General features: G+C 61.7%; 19 protein-coding genes and 1 pseudogene. 11 read left to right on the top strand and 9 right to left on the bottom strand.

Going from position 1 to position 17,165, the window contains the following annotated elements; translation table 11 throughout:
- Positions 1-43 precede the first annotated feature (43 nt).
- The 6 genes from SIN08_RS15960 to SIN08_RS15935 all read left to right on the top strand — a co-directional run bounded on the left by SIN08_RS15960 (position 44) and on the right by SIN08_RS15935 (position 6,500).
- Positions 44-743, top strand: a protein-coding gene (locus tag SIN08_RS15960) for an IS6 family transposase (RefSeq protein WP_322449981.1) whose coding sequence is annotated in 2 segments (ribosomal slippage) — positions 44-298 and positions 300-743 — 699 coding nt in all. Because the reading frame shifts where the segments join, the coding sequence is not laid out codon by codon here.
- Between the two features lie 208 nt (positions 744-951).
- A complete protein-coding gene (locus tag SIN08_RS15955) occupies positions 952-2,655 on the top strand; it encodes an EAL domain-containing protein (RefSeq protein WP_322452595.1) in 1,704 nt (567 codons plus the stop codon).
- 165 nt (positions 2,656-2,820) lie between these two features.
- The gene (locus SIN08_RS15950; protein WP_322452597.1) at positions 2,821-3,108 is read left to right on the top strand and encodes a hypothetical protein; all 288 of its coding nucleotides are present in this window, start codon (positions 2,821-2,823) and stop codon (positions 3,106-3,108) included.
- On the top strand, positions 3,108-4,814 hold the full coding sequence (locus SIN08_RS15945; RefSeq protein ID WP_322452594.1) for a helix-turn-helix transcriptional regulator: 1,707 nt from the start codon (positions 3,108-3,110) through the stop codon (positions 4,812-4,814). Before SIN08_RS15950 ends, SIN08_RS15945 begins: the two co-directional genes overlap by 1 nt.
- Positions 4,815-4,987: 173 nt before the next feature.
- Positions 4,988-5,671 carry a hypothetical protein gene (locus tag SIN08_RS15940; RefSeq protein ID WP_322452593.1) on the top strand — a complete coding sequence of 228 codons (684 nt, stop codon included), beginning with the start codon at positions 4,988-4,990 and terminating at the stop codon, positions 5,669-5,671.
- Positions 5,672-5,687: 16 nt separating this feature from the next.
- Positions 5,688-6,500 carry a class I SAM-dependent methyltransferase gene (locus tag SIN08_RS15935; RefSeq protein ID WP_322452592.1) on the top strand — a complete coding sequence of 271 codons (813 nt, stop codon included), beginning with the start codon at positions 5,688-5,690 and terminating at the stop codon, positions 6,498-6,500.
- An 875-nt stretch (positions 6,501-7,375) separates the two neighbouring features.
- On the opposite strand, the gene SIN08_RS15930 is transcribed toward SIN08_RS15935, so the two are convergent.
- On the bottom strand, positions 7,376-7,660 hold the full coding sequence (locus SIN08_RS15930; protein WP_322452591.1) for a globin domain-containing protein: 285 nt from the start codon (positions 7,658-7,660) through the stop codon (positions 7,376-7,378).
- A 26-nt stretch (positions 7,661-7,686) separates the two neighbouring features.
- Here SIN08_RS15930 and SIN08_RS15925 point away from each other — a divergent pair, with 26 nt between their 5' ends.
- The 4 genes from SIN08_RS15925 to SIN08_RS23675 all read left to right on the top strand — a co-directional run bounded on the left by SIN08_RS15925 (position 7,687) and on the right by SIN08_RS23675 (position 9,922).
- A complete protein-coding gene (locus tag SIN08_RS15925) occupies positions 7,687-8,838 on the top strand; it encodes an autotransporter outer membrane beta-barrel domain-containing protein (RefSeq protein ID WP_322452590.1) in 1,152 nt (383 codons plus the stop codon).
- 77 nt (positions 8,839-8,915) lie between these two features.
- On the top strand, positions 8,916-9,377 hold the full coding sequence (locus tag SIN08_RS15920; RefSeq protein WP_322452589.1) for a hypothetical protein: 462 nt from the start codon (positions 8,916-8,918) through the stop codon (positions 9,375-9,377).
- Positions 9,308-9,688, top strand: a complete 381-nt coding sequence (locus SIN08_RS23680; RefSeq protein ID WP_416208084.1) for an invasion associated locus B family protein — start codon at positions 9,308-9,310, stop codon at positions 9,686-9,688. Before SIN08_RS15920 ends, SIN08_RS23680 begins: the two co-directional genes overlap by 70 nt.
- 9 nt (positions 9,689-9,697) lie before the next feature.
- Positions 9,698-9,922 carry a helix-turn-helix domain-containing protein gene (locus tag SIN08_RS23675; protein ID WP_416208083.1) on the top strand — a complete coding sequence of 75 codons (225 nt, stop codon included), beginning with the start codon at positions 9,698-9,700 and terminating at the stop codon, positions 9,920-9,922.
- Between the two features lie 128 nt (positions 9,923-10,050).
- Here the strand turns inward: SIN08_RS23675 and SIN08_RS15910 are convergent.
- From SIN08_RS15910 to SIN08_RS15895, 4 genes and pseudogenes are all read right to left on the bottom strand, one after another.
- A pseudogene (locus SIN08_RS15910) lies at positions 10,051-10,260 on the bottom strand (transposase); the annotation flags it as partial.
- On the bottom strand, positions 10,211-10,357 hold the full coding sequence (locus SIN08_RS15905; protein WP_322452587.1) for a hypothetical protein: 147 nt from the start codon (positions 10,355-10,357) through the stop codon (positions 10,211-10,213). The gene SIN08_RS15905 and the pseudogene SIN08_RS15910, both read right to left, overlap by 50 nt.
- On the bottom strand, positions 10,354-10,716 hold the full coding sequence (locus SIN08_RS15900) for a hypothetical protein (RefSeq protein WP_322452586.1): 363 nt from the start codon (positions 10,714-10,716) through the stop codon (positions 10,354-10,356). The genes SIN08_RS15905 and SIN08_RS15900 overlap by 4 nt, the downstream gene beginning before the upstream one ends.
- A 33-nt stretch (positions 10,717-10,749) precedes the next feature.
- Positions 10,750-11,220, bottom strand: a complete 471-nt coding sequence (locus SIN08_RS15895; RefSeq protein WP_322452585.1) for a DUF4265 domain-containing protein — start codon at positions 11,218-11,220, stop codon at positions 10,750-10,752.
- A 142-nt stretch (positions 11,221-11,362) separates the two neighbouring features.
- On the opposite strand from SIN08_RS15895, the gene SIN08_RS15890 reads away from it, so the two are divergent.
- Positions 11,363-11,863, top strand: a complete 501-nt coding sequence (locus SIN08_RS15890) for a DUF805 domain-containing protein (protein WP_322452584.1) — start codon at positions 11,363-11,365, stop codon at positions 11,861-11,863.
- A 342-nt stretch (positions 11,864-12,205) separates the two neighbouring features.
- Here the strand turns inward: SIN08_RS15890 and SIN08_RS15885 are convergent, their stop codons facing one another.
- From SIN08_RS15885 to SIN08_RS15870, 4 genes are all read right to left on the bottom strand, one after another.
- Entirely contained in the window at positions 12,206-12,709 is a 504-nt protein-coding gene (locus SIN08_RS15885) for a hypothetical protein (RefSeq protein WP_322452583.1), read from the bottom strand.
- Positions 12,710-12,939: 230 nt separating this feature from the next.
- Positions 12,940-13,248 carry an Hsp70 family protein gene (locus SIN08_RS15880; RefSeq protein ID WP_322452582.1) on the bottom strand — a complete coding sequence of 103 codons (309 nt, stop codon included), beginning with the start codon at positions 13,246-13,248 and terminating at the stop codon, positions 12,940-12,942.
- A gap of 465 nt (positions 13,249-13,713) precedes the next feature.
- Complete coding sequence (locus SIN08_RS15875; protein WP_322452581.1) at positions 13,714-16,389, bottom strand: SEL1-like repeat protein; 2,676 nt, start codon at positions 16,387-16,389, stop codon at positions 13,714-13,716.
- A 41-nt stretch (positions 16,390-16,430) separates the two neighbouring features.
- Complete coding sequence (locus SIN08_RS15870) at positions 16,431-17,045, bottom strand: hypothetical protein (protein WP_322452580.1); 615 nt, start codon at positions 17,043-17,045, stop codon at positions 16,431-16,433.
- Positions 17,046-17,165 lie beyond the last annotated feature (120 nt).

The following is a 17,165-nucleotide window of genomic DNA, read 5'->3' as shown; positions in this document are numbered from 1 at the left end:
GCAAACGGAGGCATGAAACGCTCTTCAGTTTGAGGAACTCATCATGTTCAAAGGTCGCCATTTCGACCAATCAGTGATCTTGTTGTGCGTACGCTGGTATCTGGCGTACAATCTCAGCTTACGTGACCTTGAAGAGATGATGACCGAGCGTGGCTTGAACGTCGACTATTCGACCGTGCATCGCTGGGTTGTGCACTTCTCCCCTTTGCTGCTTGAGCGCTTCAACCGACGCAAGCGTACCGTCACCGGCAAGTGGCATGTCGATGAAACCTATATTAATGTGCGCGGGCGATGGAGGTAATCTCTACCGCACCATCGACAGCGTCGGCGGCACGGTCGAATTCTATTTCAGCCCACAGCGGGACCTGCCGTCGGCCAAGCGCTTCTTCAGAAAAGCGTTGGAACGACATGATCGACCCGATCGCGTTGTCATCGACGGCAGCCGAACCAAACGCGCGGCGGTCGTATCCTGCGATACGACCAACCACCTGCAGGACCGGTCCCGGCGTTGGTTGAAGCCGATCCTCATCCGCCAAAGCCAATATCTCAACAATCGCATTGAGCAGGATCATCGGCGTATCAAGCGTCGTGTCCGGCCAATGCTCGGCTTCAAGTCCTTCGCCAGCGCCAATGCCACTCTCGACGGGATCGAAATGGTCGCCATGATGCGCAAACGACAGGCGCGTTACGCCTGCGATCCGAATCCATTCCTGGCCGAGCAGTTCGAAATCCTCGCAGCGTAACCAGCAGACGTGATCCGCCGTTGCGCGTCCGGCATCAAACTTTGCGACAGAACCGAATGAAAGCGCAATTCAACGCCTGACGCGCCATTGCCGACCCCATGCCATAAAGCCTAGGCCAACCGGCTGAATGGTCATTCCAATTCCCTCCTGCGAGAATCGGCAAAGGTTCAGCCATTGGAAGATGGCAACGGTCAATTCGGAGTAGACGATGCTGAATTCCCTAGAGGCCCTCCAGCAGGTCCTGACGGCTATCCCCTATCCAGTCTTCGTGAAGGATAAGGACCACAGGTGGGTTCTCGTGAACCAGGCGTTCTGCGACATGATGGGGCACCCGGGCGAAGAGCTGCTCTTCAAGTCCGACTACGATTTCCTACCGGCCTCGCAAGCCGATGTCTTCTGGCAGGTAGACGACCAGGTGTTCAGAACGGGCGAACCCAACGAGAACGAGGAGGTCATCACCGATGCATTCGGCGCCGTTCGCGTGATCACGACGCGCAAGTGCCGCATCGAGCTGGCCACGCCGAATGGGCTCCGGCACTTTATCGTCGCCATCTTCTCCGACGTCACCCAATATCGCGAAGCGGAGGCGCGCGCCCAGTACCATGCACATCACGACTCCCTGACCGGCCTCGCCAACCGCATGCATCTGACCGAACGCCTACAGGAAGCTTTCACGGAGGCACGTGCGAAAAATCGGAAACTAGCGTTGTTCCTGCTGGATCTGGACGGGTTCAAGCTGGTCAACGACCGATACGGCCATGCAGCCGGTGACGAACTCCTGCAGATCATCGCCGCACGTCTGAAGAACGTCGTGCGCAGCAGCGACATCGTGGCTCGGCTCGGCGGCGACGAGTTCTGCATCATCCAGACAGAACCTGAGAATGTGGCCGCCGTCGAAGCGCTTGGCAACCGCATCGTCGCGGCGGTTTCCGAGCCGATTGTCTCCAGTTGGGGCATGGCGCACGTCTCCGCCTCGGTCGGGATTGCAACTTTTCCCGATGATGCCGCCGGCCAGGAGGACCTGCTTCGCTGTGCCGATGTTGCGCTCTATGGCGTGAAGGGGGCGGGGCGAGGCGCCTTCGCGCGTTATGATAGACAGCGAGACAGGGCCGCCGGCTCGATCGACGAACTGGCCCCCGACCTTGAGAAGGCAATCACAAACGGTGAACTGGCGCTTGCGTTCCAGCCGCTGGTCTCGACAACGGACTGCACGACCCGCGCCTTTGAGGCTCTCGCCCGTTGGGAACACCGCGAACTGGGCACCGTCCCGCCTTCTGTCTTCATCCCGCTGGCCGAACGGAAGGGCCTGATGCCGAAGCTGGGCCGCCTTCTGCTGAGGGAAGCGTGCGCCGCGGCGGTGCGCTGGCCGGCCGAGCTACAGCTGCGGGTCAACATCTCACCGATCCAGATCGGGAACGGCGATTTCGTGGATGTTGTGGAGGCCGTCCTCGCAGAGACCGGACTTGCGGCTAACCGCTTGGAAATCGAAGTGACGGAGGCGGTGACGCTGAACGCAAGCGCCGAAATCCTTGATGTCTTCAGCCGACTGAAGGCGCGGGGCGTGAAAATCGCACTCGATGACTTCGGCTCTGGCTGGACGTCACTGGAAGTATTGCGTCGTTTTCCTTTCGATCGCTTAAAGATCGACGGCAGCTTCATCGCCGGCATGGAGACCGACCCGCGTGCCGCCGCAATCGTGCGGGCCGTCCTAAGTGTTGGCAAAGCGCTGAACCTGCCCATCACAGCCGAAGGCGTCGAACGGCGCGCGCAGCTCGACGTGCTGAGAAAGATGGGGTGCGACGAGGTACAGGGGCACTTCCTTGGCCGCCCCGGGGCTGGGATCGAGACGGTTCACGGCGGCGGTGATGCCGAAGCCGCGCAAGAGCCCCTGGCCTTGATCAGGCGTAACTAGGACATCCGCGTCGTGATCGCTGGGCACCGGCACCGCGGGCGTCGTGCGAACGTCCGCTCACGCGGTCACTCTGCCTGAAACGGGCTAGTCCGCTTTTGATGCGGTGGACGGCTCTCCTCCGCCTTGCGGCTATAGTCGCTGGGCCAGAGCTGGAGGAGAGGTGAGATGGACAACGTTACGACGATTGGTCCGGATATCGCGAAGTCCGTGTTTCAAGTCCACGGCGTAGATGCGGTGGGCCAGGGTGTCATTCGAAGGAAGCTGCCCGCGGGCGCGTGCTGGGGTTCCTGTGTGACACCTCAAGCCGCCCTGCCCCATGCGGCGAAAGCGACCAAGGCCACGAGTCGACCATTGCTGTCGCCCGGGATGTTTCCGTTCAAAGCGATTCGGGTGCATTCCGGCCATTCGCGTTCGAGCGTGCTATACTGCGGGCTGACTTTGGAGAGCCTTTGATGGCTAAGGGTTCGTACCCGGAACCAATGCGGATGGGCAGGTCAGATCGACAGCAATTCAACAACGCATCCCCGGAGGCGGCGGACCAGCTCGTGCTCGGTCGTGAGGCTTATGAGGAAAGGGCATGGGACGACGCCTATCGCTTCCTCGCGCGCGTAGATGAAGCTACTTCGCTCGCGGTTGACGATCTCGAGCGACTGGCGATGTCGGCCTATTTAACCGGGCGCGATGATGAGTACCTGCGTGCCCTGGAGCGAACCCATCATGCATATCTTGACGCTGGCAGGTGTCAGCGCGCCGCCCGCTGTGCTTTCTGGCTTGGCCTGCGGCTTGTCTTTCGTGGGGAGATGGCGCCCGCGAAAGGCTGGTTTGGACGGGCGCACCGATTGCTCGAACGCGAGCAACACGAATGCGTCGAACAGGGCTACCTGATGCTCCCTCATGTCGAACAGAATCTGGCCGCGGGCAATTTTGAGGCAGCCTACGCTGCGGCCAGCGGCGCGGTCGAGATCGGCGAGCATTTTGCGGACGTGGATCTCGTGGCCTGCGCACGGCACCTGCAGGGCCGCGTTCTCCTGCGCCAGCAGCGCACCACGGAAGGTTTCGCGCTTCTCGACGAGGCGATGGTTTCGGTTACGGCCGGTGAATTGTCACCGCTGCTTACCGGCTTGATCTATTGCAGCGTGATCGAAGCGTGTCAGCAAGTCCATGCTCTGGGCCGTGCCCGCGAGTGGACTTCCGCTCTGGGACGGTGGTGCTCGGAACAGCCTCAACTGATCAGTTTTAGCGGCACCTGCCTTATGCATCGTGCAGAGATCATGCGGATTAGCGGTGCATGGCAGGATGCAGTCGACGAAGCGCAAAACGCCGTAGAGCGCCTGACGCGGTCAAACAATCGGAAAGACACGGCTGGTGCGTGGTATCAGCTAGCGGAGGTACACCGGCTCCGTGGCGATTTCGACGCGGCCGAGCAAGCGTATCGGAGTGCGAGCCAATATGGTCTCGAACCGCAGCCGGGCCTTGCCCTGCTGCGGTTGGCCAAAAGGCATACCGATGCGGCCGCAGCTACAATCAGGCGCGTGATGGATACAACAGCCGATCAGGTGCACCGCATCCGGCTGTTGCCCGCTCACGTTGAAATCATGCTGGCAGCAGACCACGTTGAAGAAGCGCAGCGCGCTTGCCGTGAACTGGAGAATTGCGCGGAAGCTTACGGAACCGAGTTGCTGATGGCCCTGGCTACCCACGCGCGGGGAGCGGTGGAGTTGGCGGAAGGCGAAGCGCAGCCCGCAGCGGTTCGGCTGCGCCAGGCGATCGAGAGATGGCAGCAAGTCGATGCGCCATACGAAGCAGCGCGCGTGCGTGTCATGATGGGTCTAGCTTTCCGCGCGCTCGGTGACAGCGATGGTGCGGCACTGGAATTGCAGGCGGCCGGGGCAGTATTCCAGCAGCTTGGCGCTGTGCCGGACCTGTCTCGTGTCGATACCTTGCTGGGTATGTGCCCGGACGAAACCTGCGGCCTCTCCGCACGTGAGTTGCAAGTCCTCCGCCTGGTCGCTTCCGGCAAAACCAACAAGCAGATCGCCAACGATCTGCATTTGAGCGGCAAGACGGTGGACAGGCACGTCAGCAATATCTTCAACAAGCTTGACGTGCCCACTCGCACCGCCGCCACAGCCTGGGCTTACGAGCACCGCCTGATCTGACCGACGCCTGGCATGGGTGGAATCACCCATGCCATCATCGGCGCCGATTGGGTGGTTTGCCCGAAGCGCCGCCTTGGCCTTTGGCCATACACTTTCTCAGAAATTGTTTGATCGGAAGACCTGCGCACTCGAAGAAATCGCGCAGGAAGCGACCGTAGCGAAGGGAGGAAGCGATGTCACATGCCGATACCGGGGTGCGTGTCGCGGGCGCCTGGCTCGCACTGGCGGCGATCATTCTTGCCGCCGCGCTCGTCTTTCATGGTCCGATAGCCCCCGACCACGACACGCAGATACAGCGCATCGCCGACGGGAGCCTGCGCTGGTCCGTCGTGCACTGGGCCGCTGCGGCTGCTCTGTCGTTCTTCGCGATCGCGAGTCTCATTGCGCTTACCGCCGGCTCGAGCCTCACCCGAGAATGGTGGACCTTGTCCGCGTGGGCGCTGCTGCCGGTCGGCGCGCTTTGGACCGTGACCACGGCAGTGGCCGAGGCCACCGTGATCCACAATGCTGCGGTCACCGGCAATCGTGCCGTCTACGAATCCTGGTGGATGTTCGCCGAGGGTAACGGCAACGGCTTCGCCGCCATGGCGCTGGCGTTCACCGTGATCGCCGCCAACGAGGCGCAAACGGAGGACGGCGTCACGCCGTTTTGGGTGTCGTCGATCGCTGCCCTCGCCGGCTTGGCTTCCTTTGCAGGCTGGGCGCTGGGAATGTGGCTTGGACAACCCTTCGGCTCTGCGATCTGGGTCGTGGGCTCGATCGTGATGTGTCTGTGGCTCGTCTGGTTCGGTGTGTCCCTGGCGCGGGTCGAAGCCGGTCCGGCAAGCGTTCGACACGACGCACCGTCCGGTGCCTAGGGAAATGGAGGAATCAATGACGACGCAGCAAGTCTATGGCAAGTCCTTTGGAGGAACCCCCGCCGAAAACTACCAGCGCTTTTTCGTCCCTTCCATTGGTGCGCCGGTGGCCGACGATCTGATTGACGTCGCGGGCCTTCAACCAGGGGAGCGTGTACTCGATGTCGCGTGCGGCACCGGGGTTGTCACGCGGCGTGCAGCCGACCGCGTCGGTGCTGGCGGCGCGGTTTCCGGCCTCGACGTGAACCCTGGCATGCTGGCGGTCGCCCGTTCTCGGACCCCGCCCGACATTCCCGTCGAATGGTACGAGGCGAGTGCCGAATCGATGCCGCTTCCTGACGAGGCTTTCGATGTCGTTCTCTGCCAGATGGGACTTCAGTTTATCCCCGACAAGCAGGCCGCATTGCGCGAGATGCGGCGGGTTCTGGTTTCCGGCGGACGGGTCTTCATCACCGTGCCCGGACCCAAGCCGCCGATGTTCGCGATCATGAAGGATGCATTGGCCAGTCACATAGACCCGAACGCCGCCTTCTTCGCCGACCTCGTCTTCTCGATGCACGACGCCGAAGAACTCGCCGAACTCATGCGCGATGCCGGCTTCCGGGAAATCGATGTCCGGGCGAGACCCAAGACTCTTCGTCTCCCGGCACCTGCCGACTTCCTGTGGCAATACATCCACAGCACGCCGCTCGCCGAAGCTGTCGCTCAAGCCGGTCAGGCAAAACGCGATGCGCTCGAGCGGGACGTCTGCGCGCAGTGGCAACAGTTCGTGGTGGACGGTACCATGTCGTTTCGGGTGGGCATGACGACGGCGACAGCGCGGAAATAGACATATGTGGTGAAAATGCGCCCCTATGTCGGCCGTTTAAGGCGTCTTTGGAAGCTTCACCTCGACGTGCTTGACCGATGCCCCGCCATGCTTGACACACGCCGCCTGCCCGGCTTTTGCCATCGGTGCGAGATGCTCCTGACGCAATGGCAGTACGGTCTTTCCCCCAGGCCGCCTTCTGGTCGAACTGACGGCGCACCCCTGCATCTTGGCCCGAGCCATGGAGCGTTGTCTGCACGTTGGCGTCGACCGATCTCAGCTTGCGTCCCGCACCCGAAACCTCGGCTCGGTACTCGATCGGCACGTTGTACGTCTTGTTCTTCAGCCGGTAGCCGTTGCCGCTGAACTCCATCTCAAAACGGACCGGCTCGCCGAACTGCGAGATGTTCGATTTGATGAAGCCGTCCCATCCTGCGTGAGCGGACGAGGCGGCGACCGAAGCGGTGGTGGCGATGATAATGGCACCTGTTGTCATTCTAAGGGACATTTCGGTTCTCCTTGGGCGTCTCTATTTGCATGTCTCCTGAAATGGAGTGCCGGGCGGTGGACCCAGAGGGCTTCACCTGCTCCGTACGACCCTGATTGAAGGCGCGATGTATCGGTTGCATTTCGTTTCCGCAGATTTGTGTTTCGTCGGAGAAACAGTCGCTCATTTCGATCGAACATTACCCCGCGAAATCCAGAGCCTACTGGTGCCGATAGCCAGATCTGCCGTGCCGGGAAGGAATGGGTTGGTCGAGACCGGGATTTGGCGGCAAGAAATTAATCCGAACGGGTTCTTGGACAACCGGACAACCAATGAACTGTCCGGGAATTGGAATCGTCGCACTCTGCGTCCTGACCTTAGACCGGATGCGGGAATTCCCAGCGCATAGCTAACGGGCGAGCGATGTCTCCGGTGAGGCAGGCTGCCGGCTCACAGTGACCATTATCTGTGATAACAAGGCGTATGCTGCCAGCCAGGCCTCGCGCGCCTCGGGCGTAAAGGCATCGCCGAGACCTTCCTCAAGCGTCTCGATGAGCGCCTGGTCAACGGTGTCGTAGTGCATATCCCGCACGCCATAGCCGACATGCTGTCTTGCAAGAGACTCGACGGCAGGCAGTACGGCGTCCCGCTGTTTCAGTCCCTGACACGCAATATACCATCCTGAGCGCAGCAAGCGGCGTTAATGTTATTGGCAGCGGAATGGGCGTCGATTTTGCAGATGCCTCGCTCTTTCTCACCCCGTCGCTGACCTATGGCGCCAATGATGTGTTCCTGACCATCACACAGACCGCCGTTTTCGATAGCGTCGCGCTGACGCCGAACCAGATCGCGGCGGCGGGCGGTGCCCAGTCGCTCGGCGGTGGCGAATTGTTCAATATCATCGCACTGCTTGGCACTGAGGACGAGGCGCGCGCCGCTTTTGATGCGATCTCCGGCGAAATCCACGCCTCGGCCAAGACCGCCCTCATCGAGGACAGCCGTTTTGTGCGCGAGGCAGCCAACGCGCGTTTCGGCGTCGCGAGCGAGGGCCTTGGGTTCTGGACCCAGGCCTTCGGCGCGAGCGGCCATACCGACAGCGACGGCAACGCTGCCACGCTGGACCGCTCGACCGGTGGCGTCTTCATCGGCGCGGATGGTGAGGTCTTCGATGGCTGGCAGGCCGGCGTGCTGGCCGGCTACAGCCGCTCAAGTTTCAGCGCCGACGACCGTGCGTCTTCGGGATCGGCTGACAGCTATCACCTCGGTGCCTACGGCGGCACGGAATGGAACGATCTCGCCGTCCGCTTCGGCGGCGCCTATAGCTGGCACGATCTTGAGGTGAACCGCACCGCAGCGTTCACCGGCTTTTCCGACAGCCTTTCGTCAAGCTACTCGGCCGGCACCGGCCAGCTTTTCGGCGAGGTGAACTACAGCATGGATGTTGACTCGGCACGCTTTGAGCCCTTCGGCAATCTCGCCTGGGTCAATCACGAGACTGATGGGTCCACCGAGGATGGCGGCGCGGCCGCACTCACCCGTGCCAGCGACGTGGTCAATACCACCTTCACGACACTCGGGCTGAGGGCTTCGACGGAGTTGGTCATGGGCGAAGCCAGCAATGCCCGGCTCTCCGGCATGATCGGTTGGCGCCACGCTTTCGGTGATACGCCTACGGCCACCAATACCTTCGTTGCCGGCGGCGATGCCTTCACGGTGGCGGGCGTCCCGTTGGCCCGTGATGCGCTGATCCTCGAAGCCGGCCTCGATCTGGACATCACGCCCGAGGCAACGCTCAGTTTCGCCTATTCCGGTCAGCTCGGTTCCGGCGTCTCCGACCATAGCATCAAGGCCAATCTCGGCGTCAGGTTCTAGGAGCCGGAGAAGACGGCGGACCTGACGGGAGGAGGAGCCTTGGGGTTCCTCCCCTATTTCCGCAGAACGGTGAGTCCATGACCGAGGATGATATTCGCAACGTCCAGGCAAGTTTTGCGCTGCTGCAAGGCCGAACCGACCGGTCGGACGCGACATTTTTCGAGCGCTTGTTCGTCACCCATCCGCAAGTGGCGCTGGTTCATAGCCCCGCACCCGCCTTTACCCGAAGAGGTCAAATCCGTCTGGTGTGCAGCTTTTTTGGCTTTGGCTGGCGTCATGATCGCGGCCAGCACGGATACCGCCAGCCGATGACCGAAGAGAGAACCATGCCAAGTCGTTCCATTGGATTCACCACCCTTTCCGTTCTCTTTGCCCTAGCCATGGTAGCTCCGGCTTCGGCTCAAGAGGCGACGCTTCCCGGCAATGCTGCAACCTTGCGCGAAATCCATGGACCGTCGCCTGTGCACTCGTGTCAGCGCGTGATGTTGGCAAGACCAAGCGCTGCGCGTTCTCCCAGCAGACCCGCCAACGGGTGCTAGCGATCGAACTCAGACCCGAAAACGAGGGAGTCAGGGGCACCCTCGTTCTACCATTCGGGTTGGCCCTCGAAAACGGCATTACCTCCCAACTCGAAGATGGCGCAGAGGGTGCCGTGCAACATTTCCGCATCTGTCTTCCGGTCGGCTGCGTTGTCGATGTCGCATTTGACGCCAGCACCGTCGCCTCGCTCAGAGCCGACAACCAGCTCAATGTAAAGGCTACCGCCGATGGCGGGCAGGAGATGGTCTTCTCCGTCTCTCTGAGCGGATTTTCGAGCGCTCATGACCGCGTGGCGACGCTCCTCCAATAGTTGCCCCCAATGGACGAGGCGCTGCGCTTCCTCAGATATGTTCTCGCGGCAGCAGAGTTGGGCAGCATGCGTCAAGTCGAGCGAACCTTCCGCCTGCGCGAATCCACCGTCAGCCGCAATATCCGAGCCATCGAGCAGCAACTGGATATTCAGATATTCCAGCGCCACAACAGTGGCGTCCGGCTTACAGATGAAGGGCGGGGACTGGGTCGAGAGCGTGCGCAAACACTATGACGACCTCGAAGAGGCTCTGAGCAGCACCGCGCAGCGCAACAGAAACGGGGGCAACTCCACATCGGTCTTTCTGCGCCCTTCGGCCGTGAGTTCAGCCACGGTCGCCTGGTCCCGTTCCGCTCGGCATAGCGGATGACAGCCATTGCTCCGACTACGAGCATCTGGCGCAGATAACGATTGCCGGCTTTGGAGATGCTACCGAGCTTCTCCTTGCCTCCGCTTGAGTTCTGCTTGGGAACGAGCCCGATCCAGGCCGAGAGGCAGCGCCCCGACTTGAACGCGTGCGCATCAGCGACGGTGGCGACGAACGCACTCGCCAGCAACGGGCCCACGCCGGGTACCGCCGGCGAAGACGAGCTTCGTGCCGATCTCGCGGTTGCGCATGGTGAAGAACTGGTTGATGTAGGCGGTTTCGCCCTGCGGACCCCGCTTCATGACGCGCCGGCATTATCGTATTTGTAGGTCTTGCGGTGGCCGTTGTCGGCGATGAACTGGATGCGGTTCTCCTCGTCCCAGCTGATCGTGCGCTGCATGCCGCTCTGCGTGTGGTCCCAGCCGGCCTGATTGCCGTTTAAGTCATAGCTGTAGGCGCGCTCGCCGATCAAACTCGCCGCGTGCGGTTGGGCAACCTCGTGGGAATAGGTCCAGTCGTAGCTGGCCTTCGTCTGCGTAATGGCCGAGCCGCCCGGCGTGTGGCGCAAATGCTGCTGGTTCTTCGCCACGATGTTGTAGATCGTGTCGTAGGCCATCGACAGCTGGAAGGTCTCGGTCTTGTTGGGCCGGGTCTCCCACAAGCCTGTCGCACCTGTCAGAGGCTGGAAAATCCGCTACACAAGCCACCAGTCGAGAGGTGTCGTTCCGTCTTTCTCGTCGTCGTATACGTTTCCGTAGTGCCAATCCGCTCCTGGCAAGTTTGCGATAATTTCTTGTATGCACAATTCGATTTTCTGGAACCCATTGCTGACCGGAATTGACAGTACCAATTGTCGATCGGTCAGGCCGTCGACTGATCCGGGGAGGGCGAGTGTCAATCGGCTCTCAATTTTTTGCAGATTTTCTACCGGTCTCTCGAGAAAAATCTGGACACAGACATTTCCGCCTCTGGAAACGACTGAAAAAGCACCTTCCTCCGCAACCTCAATGATATCTCCTTTCGCCACACCGAGGACAAGCCCTGGCGAGGCGCGCAACTCGTACTTCCCATCTCCCAGAGCAATCACCGGAAGATTCTCGAATACGGGGTTCCCTGAGCTCGCGCGGCCCACCAACAGGTTCAAGGTCTCAATCTGATCGGCCATACGGCGCCGCCTTTGTTGATAAACAGACGGGTCAGTTGCCCCGGTTGTATTATATACTTAAAGATCTCCGGGGGTGTTTCTCGGAATGTTCTCGTGAGCCGGGCGAGGCAACCGCACCCTGATTGACAGGAGGCGATGCCGCATGAACCCCATACCGCTACTCACCACATTTGAAGGCCGCATAAGCCGCTCCAAGCTCTGGCTCGGCGTGCTGTATCTCATGATACTCTCGGCCGTCTTCTACGCCATTCTATACCCGTTCTTCGGCACCGACGTTTTCACCTCGCCCTACAGCGACGGCCTTACGGCCAGGGCGCTCGCAAGCCTGATCGCGACTGCGCTGTTCGCATGGCCTTCCACGGCGATCGCGGTGAAGCGGCTGCGAGATCGCAACCGGCCCCTGTGGTTCGTCGCCTTTTTCTGGGCGCCGACGGTGATAATGATCTTAGCTCAGCTGACTGGGGTAGGCTATGAAAGAGTGCAGGCGCAGGGTGAGGTCTACATGGTTCCCGACACGTTGGGCATGACCGTCTCCTTCCTGAGCCTTCCCGTCGCTCTTTGGGCCATCGTCGAGCTCGGCTTCCTGAAAGGAACGGCCGGTCCGAACCCGCATGGTCCCGACCCATTAGCCGCGAAAGCCTGACGGGCTGGTTCGCGGGCGCGGCCTCCGAGTGGGAAAGGCCGCGCTCCGTTGGTTGAAGCTGGCGCTCGGTGCGAGCCGCGCTGCGATAGACGCAAAAAGCCCACCGTGGCGAGCGGCGGGCTTCTGGTCAGGCAGGCGAGGATCCGCAAGCGTTGTGCAGCCTCGCCGGGTTGGACTGGATGACAATGTTGCCCACCAGGTCGTAGGCATAAGAGAGCTTCTGGAAACTGCGGCCCGTATGCCTCGACGGCGCCATGAGACTGTCGAGTCGGCACGTAGGAGAATCGCGTCTTCGTGCCGCTGCAGGCGCGCCATAGCGGCAGCCGCCGCTAGGCGCAGCGACTACATGTCGAGGAGCGGACAGGGCTTGGTATTGCCTTCCGCCCAGGCGCGAATGGGCCGGGTGAACGCCCCGGTGGCAAGCGGCGCAAAGACAGTGACGTGACTTCCCCCACCGGCTGGCTCGACATCGGCGACGAGATAGACATACCATCCCTCCGCGCCGACATTATTCGGAGAGTAGTGCTCGATGATGAGCGACGAGTGGCCCCCCGCCGTCTCCACCCGCGTGCGGTAGCTGTCCCTGAAGACCGCATTCATGCCCGATCCAGGGCTGCCGCCGAGGCGGGTGAGCGACGTCTGCGAACCGAAGTTCAGGCATTCGGCGGAACGCGAGCGCCATGTCGAGGCAACGGCCGAGGCGGGCCGGCTCACATCATATTCCTGCTTGCCGACAAGCGACGATGAGGCGGCGAACTCGCGATAGCCTTCCACGGTCGTGGGCAATGTCATACAGCTAGCCAGCAGTGCGGTGAGGCCGAGTGCAACGGCGGTTCTGATATGCATGCTTGACGGTCCCCTCAGTGGAAATGAACTGTGGAGTGATGAAGGTTGAGCTGTTCGCTGGAGCGCTCAGTCTCAGCTATTCAAAAATTCTGTGATAGATCTCTCAAAATCTTGATTGAAGCTGTCGGAACGAATCACTAGCCATACCAAAACATACTGACTAGTGAGTGTATTTTCCATTCCCTTCGTGGAGACTGATCGGGCAGGCGAGGGCCTCCGCCGCCGGTGGGTCAATGCGCCGGCAAGCGAACGGTATCAGCGAAGGGAATAAGCGCATGAGCCGCGACATAGTCGAGCGTCCCGAGAACGTCGCCCTTGGGGTGACCATGATCGTGCTGACGGTCTTTGCGATGTCGTTCGCCGATGCTCAAATATGTCAGTGCCGCCTTCCCCACCAGGATCTCGCCGGCCTCGTCCACGCCGACAACGGAAAGGGTCAGCACTTCCCCCAGCGCATTGGGGATCAGGTCCGGGCCGCCCTCGCCGAACACGGCGATCAGCGAGTTGGCGGTACCGAGGTCGATACCGACAAGCGCCACGACCGGGCCCTCCCCTCTCTGCGGCCACCGAAGCGCCAACGCCCCACACCGCCCTGAAGGCCCGAAACAGGCCAGGATCGCCTTGCGGCGTAATCATTCGCTCGGCGTAAACAGTTCGCGATGTACGCGACGAGACCCGGGACTGTTAAGGGGCCGGCGATGTGTTTCAAGGGACTGGTCACCGAGTAGCCACGCGGCATCGGCAAGGAGCGGTGTCCAATTCCAAAGGCCCGTCGGGCACGGCAGTAGCCGAGTTGACGATGCGCCGGCCTGAGGACCGGTCGCGGTATCGGACTGATGCAGCGGCGCCAGTCGGTGCGATCACATGTCCAGGAGCACACAGGGGCCTCGTATCGCCCTCGGCCGATACGCGAAGGGCCTGGTGAATGCCCCTGAGCGATGTCCCGACTTCTTGCTCAACCTGAGAATATCGAAGGCCTGTAGTTGCCGAAGCGGCCCCTTCTCTCACCCTAGGATCTGCTTCAAGAGCTCGTCCGCCTGGCGGTGCCCCTGCGCCGCGGCGGCCTTGAGCCATTTGACGGCTTCCCTCTGATTGCGCGGCACGCCCTCGCCGTCGAGATGCATGCAGCCGATATTGTGCTGGGCGTCCGCGTCGCCTTGATCGGCGGCGAGGTGAAACCACGTCAGGGCTTCCACCAGGTCTCGTTCCACGCCGTGTCCGTTGTAGTACATGAAACCGAGATTGAGCTGCGCGGTAGCGTAACTCTGCTCAGCCGAAAGGCGATACCACCGGACCGATTCCTGATAATCTTGCTGCACGCCCTTGCCGGTGTCGTACCGGTAGCCGAGATGGAACTGGGCGGCGGGTTGTCCCTGTTCGGCGGCCAGCAGAAACCATCTGGTGGCCTCCGCCTGGTCCTCCGGCACGCCCTGACCCCTATTGTACATGTACCCCATATTGTACTGGCCGTCGGCCTCTCCCTGATCGGCTGCGAGAGAGAACCACGTCATCGCTTCGAGATAATCCTGCACCACGCCCCGGCCGGCATGATACATCGTGCCCAGATTGATCTGCGCTGAGGCGTCACCCTGCTCGGCGGCGAGACGGTACCACCTGATCGCCTCCCTGTAGTCCTGAGCGACACCTTCGCCGATCTCGTATTTGTGGCCGAGGTTATGCTGGGCGACAGGGTGGTCCTGCTCGGCGGCAAGCCGAAACCAGCTGATCGCCTCCACGACGTCCCGCTCAGTGCCTTGGCCCTTGTCGTACATGAAACCGAGATTGACTTGCGCGGCAGGATGCCCCTGCTCGGCGGCGAGGCGGTACCATTTGAGCGCCTCCACCTTGCTCCGCGTGACGCCGCGGCCCTTGTCGTACATGAGACCGAGGTTGAACTGGCCGCCGGACTCGCCTTGCTCGGCCGCCAAGCGAAACCAACTGACCGCCGCCTCAGGGTCAGGCTCCACGCCCTCACCATTGAGATACATGACGCCGAGATTGTTCTGGGACCTAACGTATCCCGCCTCGGCGGCAAAGCGGTGCAGCTGCATCGCTTCCCCGTAGTCCTGTTTCACACCCCGGCCATATCGATACATTTCGGCAAGGCAGCACTGCGCGGGCGGATAGCCCTGATCGGCGGCGAACCCGTACCACCTGACCGCCTCCGCATAGTTCCGCTCCACACAGTCGCCCGTCTCGTAGCTGTCGCCGAGATTGTACTGGGCGACAGGGTGACCCTCATCGGCCGCCAGACGGAACCACCTGATCGCTTCATCCAGATCCTGCTCGATGCCCTGGCCGGCGCCGTACATGAAGCCCAAATTGATCTGCGCGGGGGCGTAGCCCTGCTCCGCGGAAAGGCGATACCATTTCAGCGCCTCGCCGTCGCTCTGCTCGACGCCCTGGCCCTTGTCGAACATGAGGCCCATATTGTACTGGCCGAGCGGATCCTCCCGGTCGGCCGCCAAGTGGAACCACTTGACCGCCTCGGCGGGGTCCGGCTCCATGCCCTCGCCGTTGAGAAACATCACGCCGAGATCGTTCAGCGCGTCCACGTCGCCCTGTTCGGCGGCGAGGCGGAACCACCTGACCGCCTCCTCGGCGTCCTGCTCCACGCCCTCGCCGTCGCGGTACATGAGGCCAAGGTTCTTCTGGGCCGCGGCGTCGCCCTGATCGGCAGCAAGACGGAACAGCCTGACGGCCTCCACCGGTGCCTCCTCCATGCCCTCGCCTAACCAATGCATGATGGCGAGATTGTTCTGCGCCTGCGGATGGCCTTGTTCGGCGGCCAGCCGGTACCACTGGGCGGCCTCCACGAGGTCCTCCTCTACGCCCTCGCCATGGCGATACATGATACCGAGATTGATCTGCGCATCGGCATCGCTCGCCTCGGCGGCCTTGCGATACCACCTGGCGGCCTCGGCCGGATCCCGCTCCACACCCTCGCCGTGGTGATAAAAGGTGGCGAGGTTGAACTGTGCGAGCACATGGCCCTGCTCTGCCGCAAGGCGATACCACTTGAGGGCTTCCGCAAGGTCCCGCTCGACGCCTTTGCCTTCGCGGTGAAGATAGCCGAGACTGTTCTGGGCCGAGGCATTTCCCTGCTCGGCGGCGAGACGAAACCATTTGGCCGCCTCCGCATGGTCCTGCTCCACGCCGTCGCCGGTGTGGTAGAGAGTGCCGAGATTGTTCTGCGGGGGCGCGTATCCCCGCTCGGCCGAACGGCGGAGCCATTTCGCGGCCTCCTCGCTGTTCTGCGCAACGCCCTCGCCGAACAGGTACATGAGGGCGAGGTTGTATTGCGCGCCCTTGTGGCCTTGCGCGGCGGCACGACCGTACCACTTGGCAGCCTCCGCCAGGTCCTGCGCCACGCCCTCGCCGGCGTCGTACATGTAGCCGAGACCGTTCTGCGCGCCGGCATGGCCTCCATCGGCAGCGCGTCGATACCACTTGATGGCTTCTTCGCTGCTCTGCTTGACACCCTTTCCCTCCCGGCAGAGACGCGCGATCATCGCTTGCGCGGTGGCATTCCCCTCGTCGGCGAGCGGCCTCGCCAGGGCGAGCGCCCGTCCGTAATCGCCGTCCTCAAAGGCCGTGACCATCTCGTCCGTCCGGTTGTCGGGCGGCGGCGCGGCGGCGGGCTCGGCGGACGGATGCGAGGTCGGATCGGAGGGCTTCATCTATCTTTTCCCGCTTGACTGCTACGGAGGTATTTCGCTGTTCAGGCTCTGATGGAGAAGGTCCGCCTCATTAGGGCGCCGTTCGTCGGGAACTCGCCGGCGGCAGCGTAGTCATAGCCGAAGCCGACCGAATAGTCCGGCAGACCGAGCAGGTGCACGATGGCCTCGTGCGTCTCGATCGCAAAGGCGTTCTGCTCGGCTTGGATCGCGAGGATTTCCCTGATCTGCGTTTGCGAGACGCCAGGCTTGAGCCCAGCCAGCACCTCGGCACCCGAAAGACGTGGCTTCAGGCGCTCCTCACTCGGATTCGCATCGAAATAGCCGGGGCAGGAATTGTATTCAGAGACCTGACTACCGTTATGGAAGGTATCGATCGACAGAATATCGTCATCGTGATTGAGAACACAGATCGCAATGGCCTGCAAATGTTCGGACAATCGCCCCACATGGAGCGCGATGGTCCCAGGATCCTGCGTAACCTCCAGATCGGTATAGCAGGACCATCCGCCTACTTCAGGGCCCACGAACGCATCGTGCTTGCCCTTCAAATATGCAAACAGATCGTCATGGTTGACGTCCTTGACGGACGTATTGACGTAGAAATTTCCCACGGAAGCGTCCCCTACCCCAGATTGCAGGCCGGTGTGTATCACCATGAACGTATCGTGCCGTCAACAGCGACCGCGACCTCAGGCTTTCTGCCAATACGTTGCAATGGGCTCTCTCCGCATGCGGAACGATCGCATCGTAGCAAGGTGCCGACAGAGGAGGCTCAG

The sequence above is a fragment of the Chelativorans sp. M5D2P16 genome (assembly GCF_034427935.1).
In the GTDB taxonomy this organism is placed as follows: domain Bacteria; phylum Pseudomonadota; class Alphaproteobacteria; order Rhizobiales; family Rhizobiaceae; genus Chelativorans.
Note: the sequence above shows the minus strand (reverse complement) of the source record. Positions and strands in the feature narration are given on the sequence as shown.

Coding starts and splice junctions, on each gene's coding strand:
- SIN08_RS15955 (WP_322452595.1), top strand. CDS start 952: ATGCTGAATTCCCTAGAGGCCCTCCAGCAGGTCCTGACGGCTATCCCC.
- SIN08_RS15950 (WP_322452597.1), top strand. CDS start 2,821: ATGGACAACGTTACGACGATTGGTCCGGATATCGCGAAGTCCGTGTTT.
- SIN08_RS15945 (WP_322452594.1), top strand. CDS start 3,108: ATGGCTAAGGGTTCGTACCCGGAACCAATGCGGATGGGCAGGTCAGAT.
- SIN08_RS15940 (WP_322452593.1), top strand. CDS start 4,988: ATGTCACATGCCGATACCGGGGTGCGTGTCGCGGGCGCCTGGCTCGCA.
- SIN08_RS15935 (WP_322452592.1), top strand. CDS start 5,688: ATGACGACGCAGCAAGTCTATGGCAAGTCCTTTGGAGGAACCCCCGCC.
- SIN08_RS15925 (WP_322452590.1), top strand. CDS start 7,687: ATGGGCGTCGATTTTGCAGATGCCTCGCTCTTTCTCACCCCGTCGCTG.
- SIN08_RS15920 (WP_322452589.1), top strand. CDS start 8,916: ATGACCGAGGATGATATTCGCAACGTCCAGGCAAGTTTTGCGCTGCTG.
- SIN08_RS23675 (WP_416208083.1), top strand. CDS start 9,698: ATGGACGAGGCGCTGCGCTTCCTCAGATATGTTCTCGCGGCAGCAGAG.
- SIN08_RS15905 (WP_322452587.1), bottom strand. CDS start 10,357: ATGAAGCGGGGTCCGCAGGGCGAAACCGCCTACATCAACCAGTTCTTC.
- SIN08_RS15895 (WP_322452585.1), bottom strand. CDS start 11,220: ATGGCCGATCAGATTGAGACCTTGAACCTGTTGGTGGGCCGCGCGAGC.
- SIN08_RS15890 (WP_322452584.1), top strand. CDS start 11,363: ATGAACCCCATACCGCTACTCACCACATTTGAAGGCCGCATAAGCCGC.
- SIN08_RS15885 (WP_322452583.1), bottom strand. CDS start 12,709: ATGCATATCAGAACCGCCGTTGCACTCGGCCTCACCGCACTGCTGGCT.
- SIN08_RS15875 (WP_322452581.1), bottom strand. CDS start 16,389: ATGAAGCCCTCCGATCCGACCTCGCATCCGTCCGCCGAGCCCGCCGCC.
- SIN08_RS15870 (WP_322452580.1), bottom strand. CDS start 17,045: ATGGTGATACACACCGGCCTGCAATCTGGGGTAGGGGACGCTTCCGTG.